Origin of the sequence: Burkholderia sp. AU16482, assembly GCF_002223285.1 — a bacterium.
Classification (GTDB): Bacteria; Pseudomonadota; Gammaproteobacteria; order Burkholderiales; family Burkholderiaceae; genus Burkholderia; species Burkholderia semiarida.
Window position 1 is genome coordinate 1960835 of sequence record NZ_NKEY01000006.1, and the last position, 23840, is coordinate 1984674.

At 68.0% G+C, this 23840-nt stretch carries 22 protein-coding genes; 10 read left to right on the plus strand and 12 right to left on the minus strand.

All coding sequences use genetic code 11. The features are described from left to right. Window positions 1-99: 99 nt before the first annotated feature. A complete protein-coding gene (locus tag CFB35_RS26085) occupies window positions 100-1524 on the plus strand; it encodes an MFS transporter (protein WP_059583242.1) in 1425 nt (474 codons plus the stop codon). A gap of 67 nt (window positions 1525-1591) precedes the next feature. Here the strand turns inward: CFB35_RS26085 and CFB35_RS26090 are convergent, their stop codons facing one another. The 3 genes from CFB35_RS26090 to CFB35_RS26100 form a co-directional block, all read right to left on the minus strand. After that, a complete protein-coding gene (locus CFB35_RS26090; protein ID WP_059583243.1) occupies window positions 1592-1822 on the minus strand; it encodes a hypothetical protein in 231 nt (76 codons plus the stop codon). A gap of 272 nt (window positions 1823-2094) precedes the next feature. Continuing rightward, window positions 2095-2526, minus strand: coding sequence for a TA system VapC family ribonuclease toxin (locus CFB35_RS26095; RefSeq protein WP_059583245.1), 432 nt, complete (start codon window positions 2524-2526; stop codon window positions 2095-2097). Next, the gene (locus CFB35_RS26100; RefSeq protein ID WP_179231791.1) at window positions 2523-2750 is read right to left on the minus strand and encodes a CopG family transcriptional regulator; all 228 of its coding nucleotides are present in this window, start codon (window positions 2748-2750) and stop codon (window positions 2523-2525) included. Before CFB35_RS26100 ends, CFB35_RS26095 begins: the two co-directional genes overlap by 4 nt. Window positions 2751-3063: 313 nt before the next feature. Here CFB35_RS26100 and CFB35_RS26105 point away from each other — a divergent pair, with 313 nt between their 5' ends. Both CFB35_RS26105 and CFB35_RS26110 read left to right on the plus strand, forming a co-directional pair. After that, a complete protein-coding gene (locus CFB35_RS26105) occupies window positions 3064-3453 on the plus strand; it encodes a YciI family protein (RefSeq protein ID WP_059583248.1) in 390 nt (129 codons plus the stop codon). 147 nt (window positions 3454-3600) lie between these two features. Continuing rightward, window positions 3601-4536 (plus strand): alpha/beta hydrolase family protein, encoded by a 936-nt coding sequence (locus tag CFB35_RS26110; protein WP_226094016.1) that lies wholly within the window; start codon window positions 3601-3603, stop codon window positions 4534-4536. Between the two features lie 106 nt (window positions 4537-4642). Here the strand turns inward: CFB35_RS26110 and CFB35_RS26115 are convergent, their stop codons facing one another. Continuing rightward, window positions 4643-4873, minus strand: a complete 231-nt coding sequence (locus CFB35_RS26115) for a hypothetical protein (protein ID WP_059583251.1) — start codon at window positions 4871-4873, stop codon at window positions 4643-4645. A 207-nt stretch (window positions 4874-5080) separates the two neighbouring features. Further along, the gene (locus CFB35_RS26120; RefSeq protein ID WP_089465740.1) at window positions 5081-5980 is read right to left on the minus strand and encodes a hypothetical protein; all 900 of its coding nucleotides are present in this window, start codon (window positions 5978-5980) and stop codon (window positions 5081-5083) included. A 78-nt stretch (window positions 5981-6058) separates the two neighbouring features. On the opposite strand from CFB35_RS26120, the gene CFB35_RS26125 reads away from it, so the two are divergent. Further along, a complete protein-coding gene (locus tag CFB35_RS26125) occupies window positions 6059-6397 on the plus strand; it encodes a helix-turn-helix transcriptional regulator (protein WP_012339501.1) in 339 nt (112 codons plus the stop codon). Window positions 6398-6547: 150 nt separating this feature from the next. On the opposite strand, the gene pqqE is transcribed toward CFB35_RS26125, so the two are convergent. The 6 genes from pqqE to CFB35_RS26160 all read right to left on the minus strand — a co-directional run bounded on the left by pqqE (window position 6548) and on the right by CFB35_RS26160 (window position 12146). Beyond that, window positions 6548-7687 carry a pyrroloquinoline quinone biosynthesis protein PqqE gene (gene pqqE / locus CFB35_RS26130; RefSeq protein WP_089465741.1) on the minus strand — a complete coding sequence of 380 codons (1140 nt, stop codon included), beginning with the start codon at window positions 7685-7687 and terminating at the stop codon, window positions 6548-6550. A gap of 1 nt (window position 7688) precedes the next feature. Next, window positions 7689-7970: a pyrroloquinoline quinone biosynthesis peptide chaperone PqqD gene (pqqD, locus tag CFB35_RS26135; RefSeq protein WP_006480620.1), complete on the minus strand. Its 282-nt coding sequence runs from the start codon at window positions 7968-7970 to the stop codon at window positions 7689-7691. Further along, window positions 7967-8686 carry a pyrroloquinoline-quinone synthase PqqC gene (pqqC, locus tag CFB35_RS26140; protein ID WP_059583257.1) on the minus strand — a complete coding sequence of 240 codons (720 nt, stop codon included), beginning with the start codon at window positions 8684-8686 and terminating at the stop codon, window positions 7967-7969. The genes pqqD and pqqC overlap by 4 nt, the downstream gene beginning before the upstream one ends. A 2-nt stretch (window positions 8687-8688) precedes the next feature. After that, the gene (pqqB, locus tag CFB35_RS26145; RefSeq protein WP_059583258.1) at window positions 8689-9612 is read right to left on the minus strand and encodes a pyrroloquinoline quinone biosynthesis protein PqqB; all 924 of its coding nucleotides are present in this window, start codon (window positions 9610-9612) and stop codon (window positions 8689-8691) included. 61 nt (window positions 9613-9673) lie between these two features. After that, window positions 9674-9748 carry a pyrroloquinoline quinone precursor peptide PqqA gene (pqqA, locus tag CFB35_RS26150; protein ID WP_006485436.1) on the minus strand — a complete coding sequence of 25 codons (75 nt, stop codon included), beginning with the start codon at window positions 9746-9748 and terminating at the stop codon, window positions 9674-9676. A 340-nt stretch (window positions 9749-10088) separates the two neighbouring features. Beyond that, on the minus strand, window positions 10089-12146 hold the full coding sequence (locus tag CFB35_RS26160; RefSeq protein WP_059583260.1) for a sigma-54-dependent Fis family transcriptional regulator: 2058 nt from the start codon (window positions 12144-12146) through the stop codon (window positions 10089-10091). Between the two features lie 308 nt (window positions 12147-12454). On the opposite strand from CFB35_RS26160, the gene CFB35_RS26165 reads away from it, so the two are divergent. Then, complete coding sequence (locus tag CFB35_RS26165; RefSeq protein WP_089465742.1) at window positions 12455-13471, plus strand: alpha/beta fold hydrolase; 1017 nt, start codon at window positions 12455-12457, stop codon at window positions 13469-13471. A gap of 38 nt (window positions 13472-13509) precedes the next feature. On the opposite strand, the gene CFB35_RS26170 is transcribed toward CFB35_RS26165, so the two are convergent. Further along, window positions 13510-15831, minus strand: a complete 2322-nt coding sequence (locus CFB35_RS26170; RefSeq protein ID WP_089465743.1) for a TonB-dependent receptor — start codon at window positions 15829-15831, stop codon at window positions 13510-13512. A 431-nt stretch (window positions 15832-16262) separates the two neighbouring features. On the opposite strand from CFB35_RS26170, the gene CFB35_RS26175 reads away from it, so the two are divergent. The 5 genes from CFB35_RS26175 to acs all read left to right on the plus strand — a co-directional run bounded on the left by CFB35_RS26175 (window position 16263) and on the right by acs (window position 23777). Beyond that, window positions 16263-17984, plus strand: coding sequence for a methanol/ethanol family PQQ-dependent dehydrogenase (locus CFB35_RS26175; RefSeq protein ID WP_059583265.1), 1722 nt, complete (start codon window positions 16263-16265; stop codon window positions 17982-17984). 80 nt (window positions 17985-18064) lie between these two features. After that, the gene (locus CFB35_RS26180; RefSeq protein WP_060968396.1) at window positions 18065-19267 is read left to right on the plus strand and encodes a c-type cytochrome; all 1203 of its coding nucleotides are present in this window, start codon (window positions 18065-18067) and stop codon (window positions 19265-19267) included. A 98-nt stretch (window positions 19268-19365) separates the two neighbouring features. Beyond that, a complete protein-coding gene (locus CFB35_RS26185; RefSeq protein WP_059583268.1) occupies window positions 19366-19680 on the plus strand; it encodes a high-potential iron-sulfur protein in 315 nt (104 codons plus the stop codon). Continuing rightward, complete coding sequence (locus tag CFB35_RS26190) at window positions 19664-21544, plus strand: sigma-70 family RNA polymerase sigma factor (protein WP_089465744.1); 1881 nt, start codon at window positions 19664-19666, stop codon at window positions 21542-21544. Before CFB35_RS26185 ends, CFB35_RS26190 begins: the two co-directional genes overlap by 17 nt. 250 nt (window positions 21545-21794) lie before the next feature. Beyond that, entirely contained in the window at window positions 21795-23777 is a 1983-nt protein-coding gene (gene acs, locus CFB35_RS26195) for an acetate--CoA ligase (protein WP_089465809.1), read from the plus strand. Window positions 23778-23840 lie beyond the last annotated feature (63 nt).

Below are 23840 nucleotides of genomic sequence, written 5' to 3' on the forward strand. Positions count from 1 at the left end.
TTCCTCTGATGCGGCAGTTTGTGGTCGCGTCTACTGAACGTGAAGCATCGGGGCCTCGAGCATGCGCTGCGCGGCCCCTTTTTCATTTCAGAGGACGCCATGCCCGCCGCCACCGCTCCCGCCTCCGCCGCCGCCCGGCTCGAACGCCTGCCGTTCTCCGGCTATCACAAGCGCATCTTCTTCATCATCGCGATCGCGTTCTTCTTCGACTCGGTCGACCTCGGCACGATGACGTTCGTGCTCGGCTCGATCCGCAAGGAGTTCGGGCTGTCGACGGCCGCCGCCGGCCTCGTCGCGAGCGCGAGCTTCTTCGGGATGGTGCTCGGCGCGGCCGTGGCCGGCCTGCTCGCCGACCGGTTCGGCCGCCGGCCCGTGTTCCAGTGGAGCATGGTGCTGTGGGGCGCCGCGTCGTACCTGTGCTCGACCGCGCAGAGCGTCGACGCGCTGATCGTCTATCGCGTGCTGCTCGGCATCGGGATGGGAATGGAGTTTCCGGTCGCGCAGACGCTGCTGTCCGAATTCGTACCGACCGAGAAGCGCGGCCGCCTGATCGCGCTGATGGACGGCTTCTGGCCGCTCGGCTTCATCACGGCCGGCATCGTCGCGTATTTCGTGCTGCCGCAGTTCGGCTGGCGCACCGTGTTCGCGCTGCTCGCGATTCCGGCCGTATTCGTGCTGGTCGTGCGCCGCATCGTGCCCGAATCGCCGCGCTGGCTCGAGCATGCGGGCCGGCACGCCGAAGCCGACGCGGTGATGCATGCGATCGAGGCGAAGGTGATGCGCTCGGCCGGCGTCACGACGCTGCCGCCGCCGTCGCGGCTCGCCGAGCCCGCCGCCGCACGCGGGCGCGGCGCGCTGCGCGAGATCTGGAGCGGCGTGTACCGTCGCCGCACGGTGATGGTGTGGCTGCTGTGGTTCTTCGCGCTGCTCGGCTTCTACGGCCTCACGTCATGGCTCGGCGCGCTGCTGCAGCAGGCCGGCTTCGAAGTCACGAAATCGGTGTTCTACACGGTGCTGATCTCGCTCGGCGGCGTGCCGGGCTTCCTGTGCGCCGCGTGGCTCGTCGAACGCTGGGGACGCAAGCCGACCTGCATCGCGTCGTTGATCGGCGGCGGCGCGATGGCGTATGCGTACGGCCAGAGCGCGCTGTACGGCGGCAGCACGACGCTGCTGATCGGCACGGGCCTCGCGATGCAGTTCTTCCTGTTCGGGATGTGGGCGGCGCTGTACACCTACACGCCCGAGCTGTACGGCACCGGCGCACGCGCGACGGGGTCGGGCTTCGCGTCGGCGATCGGCCGCATCGGCTCGCTGATCGGACCTTACGTGGTCGGTGTCGTGCTGCCGGTGTTCGGCCAGGGCGGCGTGTTCACGCTCGGCGCGCTGTCGTTCGTCGCGGCGGCAATCGCCGTGTGGACGCTCGGGATCGAGACGAAGGGCCTCGCATTGGAACAACTGGCGGCAGGCGACGAAGCCGGCGGCGGCAGCCGGTATCCGGCGGCGGCGGCGGACGAGGCGTCCTGATCGTCGCGCGGGCTCTCGGCCCGTTTCGGGCCGGGCGGGTGTTCGGCGCCGTGCCCGGCCGGGCCGGTCAGGCGCCCGAGACGACGAACTCTTCGGCCGCCTTGCGCTGGACCGCGGCCATCACGGCCAGCTCGCGCTTGCTGCGTGCGTCGCCGGACACGACGCCCGTCGCATGCTTCGCCTTCGCACCGAGCGGGAAAAACACGAACGATGCGCCGGCCGGGGCCGCCGGCTCCGCGCGCAGGCGTTTGTTCAGGATTTTCAGGTACTTCTTCTTCGAGACTTCCTTGACAGCCATGGCGCCCTCCGCATGAACGTGGTGCGGACCAGCATACCAGCTTTGCCGAGGCGCTCCGTGACAGTGGTATGCGCCGCCGCGCGCGCTCGTGCCCGTGCATGCTCGCAACGGGCCTGCACCGGCCTCACTACCGAACTTTCCAAACAAGGGCACGGGCGAAAGGCGCGCTGTTCCGGACGCCGAGGACAAGACCGTCCCGCTGGAAGGCACCGCGAGAAACCGACAGCAACCCGTTCAAGCGTCGCTGCCACGGCGCCCTTTCCGATCGAGCGTCAAGCAATCAGTTCAAGGTGCTTGGCGCCATTCGGCACGGCGTCGACGACCAGACGCCGATCAAAATTCGCCAGTTTGCCTTTGTGCGCGCGAGCCAGCGCCAGCAGGTACGTATCGGTCAATTGCGCGGACGACAGCAAACGGGTGGCGTCGACGTGCTGTTCGTCCAGCAAGCTCACGTCGTCCGGCCAGAAAGTGTGGCCGGCATGCGACCGCAGTTGCGCGACGAGCGGAGCTACGGACATATACGAGCCCATCGTATTCGTGTATTTCGGATTGCAGATGATCCGAATAACGCCGTTCTCGGTGAGCGGGCAGGTAGACCATGCCGAATGACCTACCCGTCCAAACCATGCATGTGCAGGCTCATGCTGAACATGCGCAGGATTCAGCAAGGCGATGAGGACGTTGACGTCGAGCAGGTAGGTCATCCAAGTGAATCGTCGCGAAGTTGATTAACGATGTCGGGCGTGACGGGACGTGCCGTCCCGGAGACCGGTATCAACGGCAAGCCGTTGCGGTTCGACTGGTTCGTCGTCCGCTGCAGTGCCGCGCGGGCGAGATCGGAAATAACCTTGCCGATACTCACGCCCGGCTTCGCGCGCTCCCGTGCGAAGGCGAGGACGTCGTCATCAATGTCCAGAGTGGTGCGCATGTCTCTCTCCTGATAGGCATCCAACATCAAGCATCACTATCATATGGCAGACGCATCAGACATCAAGCATCCCGCATCAGTGTTGTTGTAAACGTGACGGCGCGCAGCGAGCTTGCCGATCGGATCCACAGCGTGCCTGGTGCGCGTGCCGCCCGCGGCAAGAGCGGCGGCCGGCATCGCCGTTTCCATCGCGGATGAAAACTTTTTCCCGCGATGTCGATTCGCGTCGCCGCCGCGCGTCGTGTTGTCGTAACCCTGCGTTTGCCGCCTCCGGCCGGCAGACACCCTCGTTCCCTTTCAAGGAGATACGACAATGCGCGTCATGGTCATCGTCAAAGCCACCGCCGATTCCGAATCCGGCCAAATGCCCGATACCGACATGCTGGCCGCGATGGGCCAGTTCAACGAGGAGCTGGTAAAAGCCGGCATCCTGCTCGCCGCCGACGGCTTGCGCCCGAGCAGCCACGGCAAGCGCGTGCACTTTTCCGGCAAGAACCGCACGGTCATCGACGGCCCGTTCGCCGAAACGAAGGAGCTCGTCGCCGGCTACTGGCTCTGGCGCGTGAAATCGATGGAAGAGGCCGTCGAGTGGGTGAAGCGCTGCCCGAACCCGATGCCCGGCGACTCCGACATCGAGATCCGCCCGCTGTTCGAGGCCGAGGATTTCAGCCCCGCATTCACTCCCGGGCTGCGGAAGCCGTAAGCGGCCATCGTCGCGGACGTATGCGAGCCGTCCGCCTGACAACCCGTAGGATTCGCCGAAATATGGTTGAAAGGCACGGTTGCTAGAGTCGCCGGAACAGGGTTTTCCCGGCATCCGGCCGGACTGGATCGACACATGCGAGGATCGATGAACCTGGCACGTACCTTCTGGCTGCTCCTGCTGCTCGCCGTCACGAGCCCTGCCTTCGCATTTCATGCGCGGGTCGTCGCGATTCCGAGCGCCGCGATGAGCGAAACGCTGAAGGCCACCATCGTGCTGCCCGACGATTACGCGCGCGACCACCACGGCGAACGCTATCCCGTCGTCTATCTGCTGCACGGCTCGGGCGGCGACCATACCGACTGGACGTCGAACACGCACATCGCCGCGCTCGCCGACCGCTACCGCGTGATCCTCGTGATGCCCGACGGCGGACACGAAAGCTGGTACATCGACAGCCCGTTCGATTCGGGCAGCCGCTACGAAACCTTCGTCGGCGATGAAGTCGTGTCCTATGTCGACCTGCATTTCCGCACGATCGCGGCCCAGCACGCACGCGCGATCACCGGGCTCAGCATGGGCGGCTTCGGCGCGCTGCGCATCGCGCTCGACCGGCCCGACACGTTCGGCGCGGTCGGCAGCATCAGCGGCGCGGTCGACCCGCGCTGCTGCGCGAACGAGCCGGGCATCGACCACGTGTTCGGCGATCCCGGCCGCCATCCGTCGTTCTGGAACCGCAACGTGATCGTCGAAAACGCGCGGGCATTCGTGCGCGCGCATCTCGACCTGACGATCGATTGCGGCCGCGACGATGCCTTCGTCGACTCGAACCGCACGCTGCACGAACGGCTCGTCGCGCTCGGCGTGCCGCACGACTATGCGGAGCGCCCGGGCGGTCATACGTGGGATTACTGGGCGAATGCGATCCGCTACCAGATGCGGTTCTTCGCGACCTCGTTCCAGCATCGCGGCTACGCGTCGCGCGCCGCGCCGTCCGCGCCGTCCGCACCGGACATGACCCGTGCGGGCCGACGCACGGCAACCGCTCAAGGCGGCTATCCGGCCGAAGGCCGCAAGGCCTGACATCGAGAATCGAAACGGGGTGACGAACCGGCATGCCGCGCAACGCGCCCGGCAGGAAGATGAACGCGCGTCGCACGACGCGCGAAAAAGAGAAACGACGAAGCCGTCAGTTGCCGTGCGCGGTATCCGCGCCGACGACGCGATCGAAGAATTCCTGTGCACGCGCCAGCTCGTCGAGCGCGCGATCGAGACGCGACATCGCGCGTGCGTAGTGGGCCGACGAGCCGTCGTCGTCGCTTTCGCCGCGCACGGCGCGAAACGCCTGATCGACGTTGCGCGTCGCTTCGACGAAGCGTTGTGCGGCCCGCGCTTCCCGCGAACGGATATGGGTCGACATCGACACTCCTCCCTCAGGATTGCAGTGTGAAGCACGCCGACGCCCAGTGTGCGTGGTACGCATGTCGGCGGCGTGAACCACGACCCGTCGCATGTCGACGCATCGGCCGCCGCGCCGCGCGCTTCGTGCCGATTGTCGCGCCGCGCTCGCCGATCCGCTACGGCGAGATTGCAACAAATTCTTGCGCGAACGGCTTCGCGTGGGTCGTCACGCGCGCCCGATGCGCGGATGCGCCAGCCCCGCGAACGCGGCCGCCTCGCCCGGCGACAGGTCGAACAGATCGCCGGTGAGATCGCGCGGATGCTCGACCGCCGGCCGGTGGCGCATGCGCGCGACATGCGCGGGCGCCACATACGCGGCCGCCGTTTCGAGCGGCGGCACGTCGAACAGATCGCGCGTGACGCCGCGCACGGCGTCCGTCGGCGAACGGCCGCGCAAGCGCGCGACCAGTTCGACGAAGCGATCGAAATCGCCCGCGCGCGTGGCCTTGTTCACTTCCGCGAGATCGCGCGCCTTCAGCACGCACGGCTGCGCCAGCCGCACGAAATACGGCGCTTCGAGCTCGACCGACAGCGCGAGCGGATAGCTCTTGCCCGTCTGTTCCTTCGCACGCCCGACGCAGTCGACCACGGCCGCCCCCTGGGCGGCGCCCAGCGGCTTGCCGGTGCTCACGCTGCGCAGGTGATCGGGAAACACGCGCAACTGCGTGCCGACCGTCAGCGCGGTGGACGACGCGCACACGAGCGCGTAGTGCTGCTCGCGACGCCGGCCGGACGGCAGCGTCGAGCGGCTGGCGATGAACGTATGCGGCGGCAACGGCCGCACCTGCCCGCCTGCGTCGACCCACGCATTCCACAGCAATGCGTCCTTGCGCTCGCCCGCGCGCGGACGCGACGCGACCGGCGAGAACAGTGCGAGCAGCGAACCGGTGCGATGCGCGGCGACTTGCGCGCTGTTGCCGAGCGGCTGGTTGATGCCCCACAGAAAACGCCCGCCTCCGAGCCGGCGCTCCCATTCCTTGCGAAGTACGACGGTCGGCAGCTCCTCGCCGGACTCGGTGCCGATCTTGGTCCAGCAGAACGTGGGAGGGAGGTGTTTCAGTGTCATCAACTTTCTCGGGATACAGCCTCGCTGCTGACAGCAAGCCCATTCAACAGCCGTAACTGTATAGGTATAATGCATCGCATGGAAGCCCCGGACCAAGATTTTCCCGTTCAAGACCTGTTGCGCCGCCTGATGGCGGATACACGCTCGTCCAGCGAAATCGCGCGGCTTTCCGGGGTCAGCCAGCCTACCGTGTCGCGCCTTCGGTTGTCGAACGGGCGTCGGCTGCGCCGCAGCGCGCCATTCAATAAACTATGCAGTTTCTATGGTGTCGATACGGAGCCGTCGCGCCGCCGGTACAACGACCTGCTGCGCGACGCGATCGTCGACGCGTGGGACGGGTCGGACGAGCACGGGCGCGCGCTGCTGGTCGTGATTCAGGGGCTGAAGGATTTGCAGGCGAAGGCGGATGACGGGTGATGGCGCGCGCGTGCGCGGTCATTCATCGAGATTGAATGCGGTGGGTACGCGCGCCCGCATCGGCGGCGGCGCGCCGTTTTCTCCCCTGCGCGGCGCGGCGGCGCGCGAGCACCGCGTCGCGCGCCGCCGCCTTCGTCCTGACCGCGCGCCTCAGCGCTCGCACGCCGCGTCGCATTGCGCGAGCGAATTCTCCTTGCTACGAAATACCAACGGCTGTTCGGCGATCGGCGCGCGACGTCGCGCGAACTGCACGGCCTGTTCGACCTGGCCGTGATGGGCGGACTTCGCGCACACCGGGTCGGCCTCCTTCGGATCGCCGGCCAGCAGGTAGGCCTGACACCGGCAGCCGCCGTGATCCGTATGCCGCTCGTCGCACGTGCGGCACGGCTCGCGCATCCAGTCGTCGCCGCGAAACGCGTTGAACGCGTCGCTGTCGTACCAGATTTCCCGCAGCGACCGGTCGCGCACGTTCGGCAACGCGAGCCCCGGCAGCGACCGCGCGGCATGGCACGGCAGCGCGGTGCCGTCCGGCGCGACACCGAGAAACACCGAGCCCCAGCCGTTCATGCACGCTTTCGGGCGGCGCTCGAAATAGTCGGGCACGACGAACAGGATCTTGCAGCGCTCGCCGATCAGCTTGCGATAGCGGTTGACCGTGTCCTCGGCCTCGCGCACCTGCTCGACGGTCGGCATCAGTTGATCGCGATTGAGCATCGCCCAGCCGTAATACTGCGTGTTCGCGAGCTCCAGGTAATCGGCGCCGAGATCGAGCGCCATCTCGATGATCTGCCCCACGTGCGGCAGGTTGTAGCGATGCAGCACGCAGTTGAGCACCATCGGGTAGCCGTGCGCCTTGATCAGCCGCGCCACGTCGCGTTTCAGTTCGAACGTACGCGTGCTGGTCAGGAAATCGTTCAGCTCGCGCGTCGAATCCTGCAGCGACAACTGAATATGATCGAGCCCGGCGGCCTTGAGCCGCTCGATGCGCGCGACGTTCAGCCCGATGCCCGACGTGATCAGGTTCGTATAGAAACCGAGCCCGCGCGCATGCGCGACGAGCGTCTCGAGGTCGCCACGCTGCAGCGGCTCGCCGCCCGAGAAGCCGATTTGCGCGGCGCCGAGCGCGCGCGCGTCGCTGATGACCGTGCGCCACGCGTCGGTGTCCAGTTCCGCGCCGTGCGTCGCGAAATCGACCGGGTTGTAGCAGAACGCGCAATGCAGCGGGCAGCGGTACGTGAGTTCCGCGAGCAGCCACAGCGGCGCGGACGGACGGGAAGTGTCGGGCGCCATGTCAGTCGAGCCAGCCGCGCAGTCGCGCATGATCGAGGAAGCGGTAGACGTCGGTCGCGAGATCGGATTGCATGAACAGGCGCTCGAGCTCGCCGATGATGTCGTCCAGTTCGCGCGTGCCGTCGCAGCGCGCGAGTATCTCCCCCGCGCTCGGATTGAGCTTGACCATGCCCTCCGGATAGAGGAGCACGTACGCATCCTGGGCCGCCTCCCATTGGAGGCGGTACATGCCCCTGAGGCAGGGGCGCAGCGGCACGCCGCTGGCGGCTTCGATCGCGTTCATAGCGGATAGGCCTTTTCGACGGCGTCGAGCATCGACCACAGGATGTCGAGCTTGAATTGCAGGATGCCGAGCGCGCGCTGCTGCGCGTCCGGTGTCGTGAAATGCTCCAACGTGACCGCGAGCCCGTGCTCGACGTCGCGCTGCGCGAGCGGCACGCGGCTGCGGAAATAATGCAGCCCGGCCGGCTCGATCCACGGGTAATGCGACGGCCAGCCCGCGAGCCGGTCGAGATGGATCTGCGGCGCGAACATCTCGGTCAGCGACGAGCACACGGCTTCCTGCCACGGCGCGCGCCGCGCGAAGTTCACGTACGCATCCACCGCGAAACGCACGCCGGGCAGCACGTGTTCGAGCGACCATAGCTCGTCGCGCGTCAGACCGCATGCCTCGCCGAGCCGCACCCACGCCTCGATGCCGCCTTCGTTATCGCCCTGCCCGTCGTGGTCGATCAGCCGCTGGATCCAGCGGCGCCGCGTCTCGCGGTCGGGACAGTTCGACAGGATCGCCGCATCCTTGAGCGGAATGCAGATCTGGTAATAGAAGCGGTTCGCGACCCAGCCGCGGATCTGCGTGGGCGAACAGGCGCCGCTGTTGAGCCGCCGGTTGAACGGGTGATGGATGTGATAGCGCGATTCGAGCGCACGCAGGCGCGCCTCGAATTCGGTCGCGGTCCAGGGCGTCGCGTGCAACGCCGTAGCGGGGATCGGTGCGTTCATCGTCAGACCTGGAATTGCATGCCGTCGTGCGCGACGTCGATGCCGTGCGCGCGCAGGTGCGCATGCTCGACGGAATGCGGATCGAGAATCGGGTTCGTGTTGTTGATGTGCGTGAGCACCTTGCGCGTGCGCGCGGGCAGCCGGTCGAGCCAGTCGATCATGCCCGGCCGCCCGTGTTCCGCGCACTGCGCGAGATGCCCCATGTCGGCCGCGTGCTTGCCCGACAGGCCGAGATCGATCATCTCGGTCCCGGTCCAGAACGTGCCGTCCACCAGCACGAGATCGGCGCCGTCCATGGCCGCGCGCACGTCGTCGGTGACCGACGCGAGCCCCGGCGCATAGAACGCGCGCCGCCCGCTCGCGACGTCCTCGATCGACAGCGCGATGTTGTCGCCGGGCGCGGCCGAAGCACGCCGCGGCGAATAAGGCGGCGGCTTGCTGTCGACGGCGATCGCGGTGAAACGGATCCCGCGCGCCGCGGGCACTTCGAATGGCTCGCCGGGCACGATCGTGTGCGCGGCGACGCCGCAGTAATGGCCGAGCAGGGGCACGAGCGGCAAGCCGGTCGACAGGTCGTCGAGCACCGGCGCGCTCGCGTACAGCGGCAGCGGCGTCGAGCGCTCGCGCAGCATCAGCAGGCCCGTCACGTGATCGATCTGCGCGTCGCACAGCACGACGGCGGCGATGCCGCTGTCGCGGATCGCACGCGCCGGTTGCAGGTCCGGATCCGCGCGCAACTGCGAAAGAATGTCGGGCGACGCATTGACGAGAACCCAGTCGATGCCGTCTTCGCTGACCGCGATCGACGATTGCGTGCGCGGCACCACATGGCCGCTTCCGCTGCGCGCGCGGCGGCAGTTCGCGCAATTGCAGTTCCATTGCGGCAGGCCGCCGCCGGCTCCCGAGCCGAGTATCTTGATCTTCATGGGCGTCAGCTCCCGAGGCCGCCCGCGCCGACCACGGCGAAACGGGCGGCACGCGCGGCGATCAGCGGTTGGCGATGTACATCGTGATTTCGAAGCCGAAGCGCAGGTCGGTGTATGACGGTGTCGTCCACTGCATGGTGTGTCTCCTGTTGAGTTGATGAATCGATGAGTCGATGTGTTGCTGCGTGAGTCGAACAACCGCGGTGATCGAGCGGTCGCTTCCTCTTCAGCAAGGAGCGTGCCGATGCGTTGCCTTCACCGCCACGCACCGGCATACGGCCGTCATCCGGGCATCGGGACGCAATCCTTACGAATGGCCGACACGATTCGCGCGAATGCGCCCGGCCGGCCGGACGGCGCGAGGCGCCCGGGCGGTGACAGGTGTTGAATCGTTGAACACCGGTGTTGCAACTTGACACACCGGCTGTGACACGTTGCGCACCCGGCGCACCGGCCGGTGCGCCGTGGCTCGCGTATCAGCTTTCGTCAGACGGGTGGCGCGCCGCGTCGGCCGCGGGCATCTTCCGGTAGATCGTGTTGCGCGACACGCCGAGCGCGCGCGCGGCGGCGGACACATTGCCGCCGTGACGGGCCAGCGCGGCCGCGATCGCGGATGCCGCGACATCCTGCAGGCGCGTGTCGGCGGGCGGGAAGGCGTCCACGCCGCAGGGTCCGGCGCCCGCCGCGACAGACCGGGCGGGCGCGGCTGACGACGCACACGCCTCGGAGACGGCCTGCACGACCTGCGCATCGCCGCGCCGCAGGTCGTCGAAGAAGTCGTCCGGCAGGTGCTCGCGCCGGATTTCGCCGTCGTCGTCGACCATCGCGGCCGCCGTGCGCAGCAGGTTGCCGAGCTGCCGGAAGTTGCCCGGCCACGTGCAGCGCACGAACAGTTCCATCACGTCCGGCGCGACCGACAGCGGCGGCCGCCCCGGGCCCGCGAACGCTTCGCGCTGCAGCATCTTCTGCACGACGACCGCGAGATCCGTGCGGTCGCGCAACGGCGGCAGGCGCACCACGAGGCCGTTCAGCCGGTAGTAGAGATCCTCGCGGAAACGGTTCTGCGCGATCATGTCGCGCAAATCGCGGTGCGTCGCGCAGATGATCGCGATGTCCACGGGGATCGTCTTCGTCGAGCCGAGCGGGTTGACGAGACGCTCCTGCAGCACGCGCAGCAGCCGCACCTGCAGCGGATACGGCATGTCGCCGATCTCGTCGAGGAACAGCGTGCCGCCGTTCGCCTGCAGCAGCTTGCCGATCGCCCCCTTGCGGCGCGCGCCGGTGAACGCGCCCTCCTCGTAGCCGAACAGTTCGGACTCGATCAGCGTCTCCGGAATCGACGCGCAGTTGACCGCGACGAACGGCGCGTCGCGGCGCGGCGAGTCGTTGTGGATCGCCTGCGCGAGCAGTTCCTTGCCGGTGCCGGTCTCGCCCGTGATCAGGATCGGGATGTCCTTGCCGATCACCTTGCGCACCTTCGCGATCACGCTGGCGACCTGCGCATCGCCGGTGTCGAGATAGTTGAGCCGCGACAGGCCGGCCGACGTGCCCGCCGCCGGCGCGGGCGCCGCGTTCGGGCGCGCCGCCGGCACCCCCGCATCGTGGACGTCCGTCGGCCGGCTGCCTTCGGCGAGCGTCGCGCGGCGAAAGTGCACGCGCGCGCACACCACCGCGCCGTTGCCGAGATTGAGCATCAGGTGCCGGTCGGTGCTCGCGCGCATGCGGTCGATCAGTTGCGCACTGGTGATGTCGAACAGCGACGACAGCGTGTGCGCGCGCAGCGCGGCGAGCGGCATGCCGAGCTGGAACTGCGCGCTGCGATTGGCCGACAGGAAGCGGCCGTCGGCGGTGAACGCGACGATCCCCTCCATCAGCGTGCCGAGAAATTCGGGGCGGCCATGGAACGACACCTGCAGCGTTTCCTGAAAGGTCGTCGTAAACAGGTGATTCTCGATCATCTGCACCGACATCTTCGCGAGCGCCATCGTGTGCTGGTGATAGCTGCGGTGGTCGCCCGTCACGTCGAGCACGCCAATCGCGTCGCCGTACGGATCGAGGATCGGCACGCTCGAACAGGTCAGGAAGCGGTTCGCGGCCAGGAAGTGCTGGTCGCCGTGGACGACCATCGGGCACAGCTCGGCCAGCGCCGTGCCGATCGCGTTGGTGCCTTGCCGGTTCTCCGCCCAGTTCGCGCCCGGCCGCAGCGCGACCTTCTCCGCGCGGCGCAGGAAATCGTCGTCGCCGATCGAATGCAGGATCAGCCCTTCCGCGTCGGTCAGCACGATCATGCTCTGCGTATTGACGATCTGCTCGTGCAGCGTTTCCATCACCGGCATCGCGTGCACGCACAGCACCCGGCTCTGCTCGCGCTTGAGCACCAGCGCCGCGTTCGACAGCACGTCGTAATCGGGGCGTGCCGATACCTGCAGGCCGAACGTCTCCGAGCGCTCGTGGGCCTTCTGGATCGACGGTGCGGGCCAGCCAGCGGGATGCGCGGCCCGTGTCCCGGCCGCCTGCTCTACGTCATCGCGCATTGTCTCCTCCGGGGGATCCTTCCGGTCAACTGCCGGACTCTTTGCCGTCATTGCAAGCAAGCATCGGGCCACGCTGGCGCCGCGCAACCCGATCGAAAGGAGGATGTAATGAATCGCCCGGGCGCGGTGGCGCGCGTCGCGTCGCGCGACGGCCTGTCTGCGTGATACCGCGATTTCCCGGCGCGTGACTACCCGTGCGAATCCGGATCTTCGCGGCTGGCGCGCTTCTCGCTTTGTCGCAGGGCAGGCCGGGCGACCGTCCGGCCGCCGACGATTACGCCTCCCGATTCCGCCCGAACCCTATCGACATGACGCGTCGCCCGATTCGATCCACGCCGCCGCCCGCCATGCGGGTCTTGCCCGACACGCCGGCGCCGCCGCCCACGCCCGTTCGCCGACGCCTGCGCCGCGATGCGCAATCGATCGCCTTCACCGTGGCCGGCGCCGCGCGCGGCCATCCGGTCGTCGTGCTGCACGGCGGCCCCGGCAGCGGCAGCCAGGCCGGCATCCTGCGGCTGTTCGACCTTACCCGCGTGCGCGTCGTGCTCGTCGACCAGCGCGGCGCGGGCACGTCGACACCGCGCGGCGGCACGCGTCACAACGACACCGCGCGGCTGATCGCGGATCTCGAGGCGGTGCGCGAGCAGCTCGGCGTGACACGTTGGGGCGTCGTCGGCGGATCGTGGGGCGCCGCGCTCGCACTCGCGTATGCGGGTACGCATCCGGAACGGGTGACGGGCGTCGTGCTGCGCGGCCTGTTCCTGACGTCGCGCCGCGAAGTCCGCGGGCTCTTCATGACGTCCCGCACGCGTGCCCCGCGCGAATGGCGGCGCCTCAATGCAGCGGCCGGGGGTGGCCGGCCGGATCGCCTGCTGTCGCGCTGCGCGCAACGATTGCGCCACGGCGCGAGCGCGGCCCGGCAGCGCGCGGTGGCGCTCGCGTGGCACGCATACGAAAGCGCGATCCTCGCGTCGGCACGCACGCGCCGCTCGCCCATGCTCGCGGTCCGTTCGAACGAGACCGTCCGCCGGCTGATCGACAAATACCGGATCCAGGCGCACTACCTGCAACACGATTGCTGGCTCGGCGAGCGCCGCGTGCTCGCGCTCGCGCGACGGGCCGCACGGGCCCACGTGCCGCTGTTCGCCGCGCACGGGATACACGATCCCGTTTGCCCGGTCGGCAACGTCGAGCGCCTCGCGCGAGCCGTGCCCGAAGCGCGAATCGAATGCGTGAAGGCCGGGCATCTGGCAAGCGACCCGGCGCTGGCGCGCAGCATCGCACGCGCGGTGAACGCAATGTTCGCGACAGCGCCGTTCACGTGACGGCCCGCGCGCGTTGGTGTCATGACGCGGCGACACGCTCAATCCCACGCATAACGCGCGCCGACCCACGCGCCGCGCGGTGCGCCCGGCCCGACGAACGGTTCGTTCACCGGGTTGGCGCCGTCAAACGTGTGGTTCGGTCCGTTGAAGAAATTCTGGCCGAGTACGCCGAAGCTCGCGTAGCGCTTGTCGAGCAGGTTCGTCACGCTCGCGAACACCTCGAACCGTTTCGTGACCCGGTAACGCATGTCGAGATCGACGAGCACGTAGCCCGCGATCCTGCCGTTCACGTCGCCGTTGTTCTCGTCGCCGCGCGCGTACACGCCGCTGCGCCACGTGACGTTCGTGCCGATGTCCCATGCAGGCGTTGCCGCATAGTCGAGCCGCAGCTTCACCGTATGCGCGGGAATGCCGGGGATGCGGTCGCCCGGCTTGACCGTCACGTTGCCGTTCGCGTCGGCCGCCGAATTCGCCGGGCTGTGTTCGGTCCACGACGAACGGTAGGTCGCATCGACATGGCTGTACGACAGCCCGACACCGAGCGGGCCGAGCCGCGTGCGGCCGGCGAGCTCGATACCCTGCCGCCGCGTATCGCCGACGTTGCGGAAATAGCCCTGCGCGCTGGCCGGGCTGCTGATGAACTGGATGTCGTCGGTCAATGTCGTGCGATAGGCCGCGGCGCTCCAGGTCGTCGCGGCGCCGATGCGCCCGCGCACGCCGGCCTCGAACGTCCTCGAGATCACGGGTTTGAGCGCCGGGTCGGCGATGAAGTCGTTCGGCAGCGAACACGGCGCCGCCGGGTCCGCGCACGCGAGCTCGATCGCGGTCGGCGAACGCATGCCTTCGTTGTACGTCGCATACGCGGTAAAACCCGGAACCGGGTTCCAGTTGAGCCCGACCGCCGGGTTGAAGCGCGAGAACACGTGGTTGCCGTCGAGCAGCGGCTGCACGCCGCTCTCGTCGCCGATCTGCGCTTTCGACCAGTCGTAGCGGCCCGACAGCGTGAGCGTCCAGTGCGGCGTCAGCGACAGCGCGTCGCTCAGGTACACGCCGAAATTCGTGTTGCGCGTCTTGGCGCGGGTCTGCTGCACGAAATCGCCGATGCCGAGCGCCGCGCGCGCATCGGTGAAAGACGCGTCCTGCGACGACGCGACGTAGCTCGAGTTCGCGATATCGGCCGAGACGCCCGCGACCAGCCGGTTCGCCATCCCGCCGAGCTTGCCGAGCAGCGTGAGCTGCACGCTGCCGCCGTAGCTGTCGGTGACGATCGTCGATTGCGCGTTACTGCCCTGCACCGTGTCGACCGTACCGTCCTCGTCCACCGATCCGTAATCCGTATTGTTGTTGCTGCTCGTGTTCGTGTTGCGCAGGTGTCGGTAGTACGCGTTGCCGCTCAATTCGACGTTTTCGCCGAAGAAGCGGTCGCCCGACAGCGTCAGGTAGCCGGCGCTGTTGCGGTTCCGGTCCGGATACGTATACGCCTGCTTGCGGTTGTCGAGGAACGAGCGCGGGATCGTCTGGGAGCCGGACAGCGTGTTGTCGGCGCCGCCCGCCGCGATCGACAGCGTCGTGTCCGCATCGGTGTAGCGCAGCTTGCCGAACGCCTGCCGCACGCGGCTCGCGTTATGGTCGGCCCAGCCGCCGTCGTTCGCGACGTTCGCGGTCGCGTAGTAGTCGAGGTTCGGGCCGATCGTGCCGCCCTGCTCGACGCTGGCGCTCTTGCGGCCCCACGCACCGCCCGACACCTCCGCTTCGCCGCCCGGGTTCGACCTGCCGTCCTTCGTCGTGATCGCGAGCGCACCGCCGAGCGTGTTGAGCCCGTACACCGGGTTGGAGCCCGGAATCAATTGCACGCGGTCGATCGCCTGCATGGGCAGGATGTCCCAGTTCACGACGTCGCCGAACGGCTCGTTCACGCGCACGCCGTCGACGAACACCGACAGCCCCTGCGGCGTGCCGAGCAGCGGCGACGCGGTGAAGCCGCGATAGTTGACGTCCGTCTGATACGGGTTGCCCTGCGCATCCGAGATCGTCACGCTCGGCAGGTTCGCCGCGAAGAAATCGGCGAGCGTCGCGCGGTGCTGCGCGTCGAGTTCCGCCGCACGCACCGTCTGCACGTTCGCCGGCACCTTCGACAGCGGCGTGCCGATCCCGAGCAGCGGCGTGGTGCCGACGACGACCACCGCGGGCAGCACGACGTCCGGCTCGAGCGCGGCCCCGTCCGCCTGCGGCTGCGCGCACACGCTGCCGGCCGGCAAGCCGACCAGCGCGAGCGCGCCGAGGGCCGTGCCGACGCATCGCGCACGCCGGCCGCGCCGCGTCGCGGCGTCGCGCGCGGCGGCCTTTGGTCTCCTGATCATCTACGTTGTCTCCGCATTCATGTTCCGCCGGCGCGTGCGAGGCATCGCGCGGCGACGGGTTGTCGCGAAGCCGGCGTGCGAGAACCGTGCCAGCGCCGCGAGCACGCGTGGCGCGCGCTGCGCCGCACATCGCGTCGGTACCCAATGTGGGCGACCGACTCGCCGCTGTTGCGCGGGCCGCGCCACCTGTCATGTTTGGCAACACTTCGCGCGCGACGGTGTACCTGAATGCAACACCTGCGTCGACGCGATGGCGCGAACCGCCCGTGCGTGCTTCCCCTGCGATACGCCGGTATGCCGCGTCATACCGGCATGCGACACCGATGGCATGCGACTTGCGTAACGGACAGCGCACTCGGCCCGGAAACCCAACCGTGCCGGCGCGACGAATCGTTCGCGGCGGTGCGACCACAATGACTCAGGAGACAACCATGAAGAAACTCTCGGCTTCAGCGAGCCGGCTGGCGACGATCGGCATCGCGGCGGCGGCGGCCGTCGCGCTGAACCCCGGCCTCGTCGAAGCGGCCGCGGACTACCCGGCCGTGACCTACCAGCGCCTGACCGATGCGCACGGCGATCCGGGCTGGCTGACCTACTACCGCACCTACGACGGTCGCTCGCACTCGCCGCTCAAGCAGATCGACACGTCGAACGCGAAGGATCTCAAGCAGGTGTGGGCGTACAAGTTCCCCGCCGACCTGAAGCAGGGCTTCGAGGCCACGCCGATCGTCAACGGCAACTATCTGTTCGTGACGACGCCGAAGGACAACGTCTACGCGTTCGATGCGAAAACCGGCAAGCAGCTGTGGAAATACGAGCCGAAGCTCGGCGCGGCCTCGTTCAAGACCGCGTGCTGCGACGTAGTGAACCGCGGCGTCGCGCTGTACGGCAAGAACGTCTATATCGCGATGCTGAACGGCGAAGTCGCGGCGCTCGACGCGCAGACCGGCAATCTCGTGTGGAAGAAGCAGATGTTCGAGCCGGGCCTCGGCTACGCGTTCTCGCTCGCGCCGCTCGCGATCGACGGCGCGATCGTCGTCGGCACGTCCGGCGGCGAATACGGCATTCGCGGCTACATCGCCGCGCTGAATCCGGAGGACGGCTCGCAGGTCTGGAAACGCTACACGATCCCCGCCGCCGGCGAAAAGGGCGCGGAAACCTGGCCCGACGGCATGCAGAGCCACGGCGGCGGCGCCGCGTGGCTCACCGGCACGTACGACGCCGCGTCCCGCACGCTGTACTGGGGCGTCGGCAACCCCGGCCCGTGGCTCGCCGCGCTGCGCCCCGGCGACAACCTGTATTCCGACTCGCTGCTGGCGCTCGATGCGAAGAGCGGCAACCTGAAGTGGCACTACCAGTACACGAACAACGACACGTGGGACTACGACGGCGTGAACGCGGCCGTCCTCGCGGACATCAAGTACAAGGGCAAGGACTACGACGCGATCATCCACGCGGACCGCAACGGCTTCTTCCATGCGATCGACCGCACGACCGGCAAGCTGATCTACGCGACGCCGTTCGTGAAGGCGCTGTCGGTCACCGGCTACACGGCCGACGGCAAGCCGATCCAGGACGCATCGAAGTTCCCGAAGGCCGGCACGACGATCGAGACGTGCCCCAGCTTCCTCGGCGGCAAGAACTGGTGGTCGATCTCGTACGACCAGGAACGCAACATCGCGGTCGTGCCCGCGCTGCATGCGTGCATGAGCCTGACCGGCAAGTCGGTCAGCTACATGGAAGGCCTGCCGTATCTCGGCGAAGGCTTCGAGATCAAGCCCGAACCGGGCAGCGAAGGCTACGGCGAACTGACGGCCATCGACGTGAACACCGGCAAGAAGCTGTGGAGCCACTGGTCGAAGAAGCCGTGGAACGGCGGCGTCGCGACCACGGCGAGCGGCCTCGCGTTCAGCGGCTCGCTCGACGGCCACCTGTACGCGTTCGACACGGCGACCGGCAAGGTGCTGTGGGAAAGCCCGCAACTGGCGAGCGGCATCATTTCCCAACCGTCGGTGTATGAAGTCGACGGCAAGGAATATGTCGCCGTGCTCGCCGGCTATGGCGGCGCGAACCCGATCTGGGGCGGCCCGATGGCCGACATCGCGAAGGACGTTCCGCGCGGCGGCACGCTGTACGTGTTCGCGCTGAACTGAACACGCGCCACGCCCGAGTCGCGCCCGCATGCGCCCGATGCGGGCGCGACGTCCCACCTGCTTCAACCGGACATACGACCATGAATACTCGCCTCACTTCCGTTACCGTCGCCAGTCTGCTCGCCGTGGGCGTGGCGCTGACACCGGCAGCCGCGTCGGCCGGCGTGCGCGTCTGCACGCTGCCCGGCAGCCCGACCACCGCGCTCGACCGCTCCGTTGCGCGCGAAGTGTTCCGCGCCGCGGGCATCGCCGCGACCTTCAACAAACACGGCGTGGACGACAACGGCGACGACGACGGCATCTCCGCCAGCGAGCTGACGAAATCGCTCGAACGCGACTGCGACGTGATCGCCGGCTTCCCGCGTTCGGCGATCGCCGATGCGTCGGGATCCAGGATGACGTTCTCGCAGGGCTATCTGCGCTCCGGCTACGTCAGCGTGTCGCTGCGCGACGCGCCAGCGCCGACCGGCGCCAAGGAAACGATCGCGGCCACGTACGGCAGCCCGTCGCAACTGATCGCCGCGCAGCAGACGAACGCCCGCTTCGACCTCGAGAACACGAGCGAGAAAACGATCGGCGCGCTCGCCGCGGGCCGTGCACAGCGCGCGATCGTCTGGTATCCGAGCGTCGTCGCGTACGAGCGAGCCCATCCGAAACAACGGTTCCAGGTCGCGGCGACGTCGTCGCCGTACTCCGACTGGCAACTGTCGTTCGCGTTCGGGCCGGGCAAGGATGCGCTGCAAAAGCGCATCGACGCCACGCTGTCGCAGATGAGCGGCAACGGTCGTCTCGCGTCGCTCACGCGCGGCTGGACGCTGCCCGACGACATCGCGCAAGCCGCCACGCGCGTGCCCGGCCGGTTTCTCGACGGCGCGCTCGCGTCCGCACAGCGGCCGGCAAGGAGCGGCTTCATCAAGGTGTCGACGAGCGAAGGCGGCGGCGTCCCGTCGTTCGATCAGGCGCAGGTGCAGCACGGCAAGAAGCTCTACGGCGACGCGTGCGCGAAATGCCACGGCGATCAGCTCGAGGGCAATACCGCGCCCGCGCTGAGCGGAGAATCGTTCGCGCCCGAAGGCAAGTCGCATATCACGGTCGGCGGCATCTTCCTGTACATGTCGAGCAACATGCCCGCCGATCGCCCCGGCAAGATGACCGCACAGGAGTACGAGGACCTGATGGCGTTCCTGCTTTACTCGAACGGCTACGACGCGTCGAAGAGCAAGCTGACCGCCGAGATCGCCAACGCATCGAAGGCGCCGCTCATCGCCGGACCGCGCAAGTAATCCGCCCGCCCACCTTCGTTTCGATCGACCGTCGCGCCGGGCAGTTTGCCCGGCGCGCGAGCCCGACTTTTTCCTTTCATTTCATTCAGGATCCCATCATGATCTCCCGTCATCGCAGAACCTTCTTCGTTCAGGCCGCCGGCCTGTGCGCTGCGCTCGCGGCCGGCCCCCGTGCATTCGCGGCCGCCCCGCCCGTCGACGAAAACGATGCGACGGCGAAGACGCTCGGCTACCGCGCCAAGGCGGCCGCCGTCGACGCAGGCAAGTTCCCGAAGTATCAGGCTGGCCAGACGTGTTCGAACTGCCGCTTCTACAAGGCTGCCGCGGGCGAATCCTTCGGTACGTGCCCGATGTTCGCGGGCAAGACGGTTGCCGCCGAAGGCTGGTGCAACGTCTATGCAAAGCTCGCCTGACGCCGGGCCCGCTCGCGAGCGCGACGGCGTGTCGCGGCGCGGCGCGGCCCCCGATCGTGCCGCGCATCTGCATGCGCTGATCGCGCTGGGCATCGATCGCGGCTACGTGACGCACGGTGAAATCGCCGACGCGCTACCCGACGATGCGGCCGACGGCGCGGATTTCGACGCAGCAGCGTCGATGCTGCGCGAGTTCGGCATCGACGTACGCGAGCATGCCGGCGCGCGCACCGCGTGGACGCTCGACGGCCATTTTGCGCAGGTGACGGAAGTCGCGTCGACGCTGGCCGACGCGTCGACGCCGCTCGCGGCCGACGACCTGCTCGCGGGCCGGACCAACGACCCGGTCCGGCTCTATCTGCGGGAAATGAGCGCGACGCCGTTGCTCGAACGCGACGAGGAAATCGCGCTCGCGCTTCGTCTGGAAAGCGGCCGCGCCGCATGCGTCGACGCATTGAGCCGCGATCCGGCGGCACTCGCCGTCGTCGCGGCGATCGCGGACGACGTCCGCGCCGGCAAGGTGGCGGCATCGGCTTACGTGACGGGGTTCGCCGGTGAAGCCGAGCCGCCCGCGAATGCGGCGACGATGTCGTCCGACGAGCCGATCATGGCACCGCCCGCGCCCGACGACGACGCCGGTCTTTCCCTCGACAGCCCGGCGTGGCGCGATACGGTCGTCGGGGCGCTCGAGCGTGCCGGTGCGTTGGCATCGGCGATGCAGCACGCATTGCGAGCGGACGGTTTCGAGTCGGCGACTTACCGCGCGCTGCTGCGCGACACTGGCGCGTTGACCGGCAGCATCCGCTTCACCTCGCGCGCGATCGAACGCATCGGACAGACGAACCGCGAGCGCGCGACGCAAGCGCGCACATTCGAAAAACGGCTCGTCGACACGCTGGCCGCCGCGGGCATACGCGTCGAATCCGCGCGCCACGATCTATTCACGCGGTGCGACGACGTACGCGCGTGGCTACACGCATACAGCGCCGCGCACCCCGATTGCGCGACCGCCCTCGCCCGCCACGCGCCGGCGTTGATCGACGCGCGCACCGCGCTCGCTCGCCTGGCCGCCGAGTCTCCGCTGCCGCTCGACATCGCGATTGCGCTCGATGCGCGGCTCTCGCGTATCGAGCGCGCGATGCAACCCGCGAGAACGAAGCTGTTCCAGAGCAATCTCCGGCTCGTCGTGTCGGTCGCCAAGCGCTATGCCGATCGCGGCCTGCCGTTCCCCGATCTGATCCAGGAAGGCAATATCGGCCTGATGAAGGCCGTCGATCGCTACGACCACCGGCGCGGCTTCAAATTCTCGACGTATGCGACATGGTGGATCCGGCAGGCGATCACGCATGCGCTCGCCGATCTGGGGCGCACGATACGCGTACCCGCGCATACGGTCGATACGCTCAACAAGCTGTCGCGGCTCGCGCGAATCCACCGGCAACGGACCGGCGACGTCGCCGACGCGCGGGCGCTCTCCACGCAGATGCGGCTGCCGGTCGACAAGGTGCGCGAGCTGATGAGCATCGTGCGCGAGCCGATCTCCGCCGATTTGCCGGTTTCGCCCGATCACGACCTGACGCTGTGCGACGTCACGATCGACCCCGACGCGCCGACGCCCGAAGAAGCGGCGAGCGCCGGTCAGTTGCGCACAGCGGTCGCCGCGCTGATCGACCGCCTCCCCGCACGCGAAGCGTGGATTCTCCGCCTGAGGTACGGCATCGATGTCGACAACGAGTATTCGCTACGCGAGATCGGCCGGCAACTGAACCTGTCGGCCGAGCGCGTCCGCCAGCTCGAGGTAGCGGCGCTCGAACGCATCCGGCAATTCCGGCACGCGCCGGCGCTGCGTTCACTGCTCGCCTGACACGGCCATGCCGGGGCGACCGCCTGCCGGCTCGCCCATCCACTGCTCAGGACTGCAACACGACTTGCTGCATTTCTGAACGCCGCGCCGCCTCGCGCCGTCATTCGCAACACCGCAGGGCCGATCGGATCGGGCGCCACCCGCCCGACTGCCGCGGTTTTCGCCGCAGTCGCGCCCCGGTCGCGCAACTGGCATGCATGTTGCGTTTTCACGAGCGCAGCAGGAATCACACGAACGCATGGAGACACGCTTGTCCAAGATCGAATCGGTTCTTCACGAAACCCGTCAGTTCGCGCCGCCCGCGGCGCTCGAGAAGACGGCGACCATTTCCGGCATGCCGGCCTATCGCGCGCTCGTCGCCGAGGCCGAGCAGGATTACGAAGGCTTCTGGGCGCGGCTCGCGCGCGAAGGCCTCGCGTGGCACCAGCCGTTCACCAAGGTGCTCGACGAGCGTAACGCACCGTTCTACACATGGTTCGACGACGGCGAGCTCAACGCGTCGTACAACTGCCTCGACCGTCACGTCGAAGCCGGCCACGGCGAGCGCGTCGCGGTGATCTTCGAGGCCGACGACGGCACCGTCACCCGCGTCACCTATGCGGACCTCCTCGCACGCGTGTCGCGCTTCGCCAATGCGCTGAAGAAACGCGGGATCGGCAAGGGCGATCGCGTCGTCATCTATATCCCGATGTCGATCGAAGGCATCGTCGCGATGCAGGCCTGCGCGCGCATCGGCGCGACGCACTCGGTCGTGTTCGGCGGCTTCTCCGCGAAATCGCTCAACGAGCGGCTCGTCGACGTCGGCGCCGTGGCGCTCATCACCGCCGACGAACAGGCGCGCGGCGGCAAGACGCTGCCGCTCAAGAGCATCGCCGACGAGGCGATCGCGCTGGGCGGCTGCGAAGCCGTCAAGAGCGTGATCGTCTATCGGCGCACCGGCGGCAAGATCGACTGGCACGCGGGCCGCGACCTGTGGATGCACGAGCTGACCGACGGCGAATCCGACCGCTGCGAGCCGACCTGGGTCGGCGCCGAGCATCCGCTGTTCATCCTGTATACGTCGGGCTCGACCGGCAAGCCGAAGGGCGTGCAGCACAGCACGGGCGGCTACCTGCTGTGGGCCGCGCAGACGATGAAGTGGACCTTCGACTGGAAACCCGACGACGTGTTCTGGTGCACGGCCGACATCGGCTGGGTCACGGGCCATACGTACATCACGTACGGGCCGCTCGCGTGCGGCGGCACGCAGGTCGTGTTCGAGGGCGTGCCGACGTATCCGGACGCCGGGCGCTTCTGGAAGATGATCGGCGACCACAAGGTGACCGTGTTCTACACCGCGCCGACCGCGATCCGTTCGCTGATCAAGGCGGCCGAAGCCGACGACAAGGTTCATCCGAAGAGCTATGACCTATCGAGCCTGCGCATCATCGGCACGGTCGGCGAGCCGATCAATCCGGAAGCGTGGATGTGGTACCACAAGCACGTCGGCCACGAGCGCTGCCCGATCGTCGATACGTGGTGGCAGACCGAAACCGGCGGCCACATGATCACGCCGCTGCCGGGCGCGACGCCGACCGTGCCGGGTTCGTGCACGCTGCCGTTGCCGGGCATCATGGCCGCGGTGGTCGACGAGACGGGCCAGGACGTGCCGAACGGGCAAGGCGGGATTCTGGTCGTCAAGCGCCCGTGGCCCGCGATGATCCGCACGATCTGGGGCGATCCGGAGCGCTTCAAGAAGAGTTATTACCCGGAAGAACTCGGCGGCACGCTCTATCTGGCTGGCGACGGCACCGTGCGCGACAAGGAGACCGGCTACTTCACGATCATGGGCCGGATCGACGACGTGCTGAACGTGTCGGGCCACCGGCTGGGCACGATGGAGATCGAATCGGCGCTGGTGTCGCATGAACTCGTGGCGGAGGCGGCGGTGGTCGGCCGCCCGGACGACACGACGGGCGAGGCGGTCGTGGCGTTCGTGGTGTTGAAGCGTTCGCGCCCGGAAGGCGACGAAGCGGCGGCGCTCGCGAAGGCGCTGCGCGACTGGGTCGGCAAGCAGATCGGGCCGATCGCGAAGCCGAAGGACATCCGCTTCGGCGACAACCTGCCGAAGACGCGCTCGGGCAAGATCATGCGGCGCCTCTTGCGCTCGCTCGCGAAGGGCGAGGCGATCACGCAGGATACGTCCACGCTCGAGAATCCGGCCATCCTCGAGCAGTTGAACCGCTCGATGTGACATCGCCCGCCACGGCGGGCGTATCGCTTCAACGCGGCGCCGCGGCACGGCCGCGATCCCGTT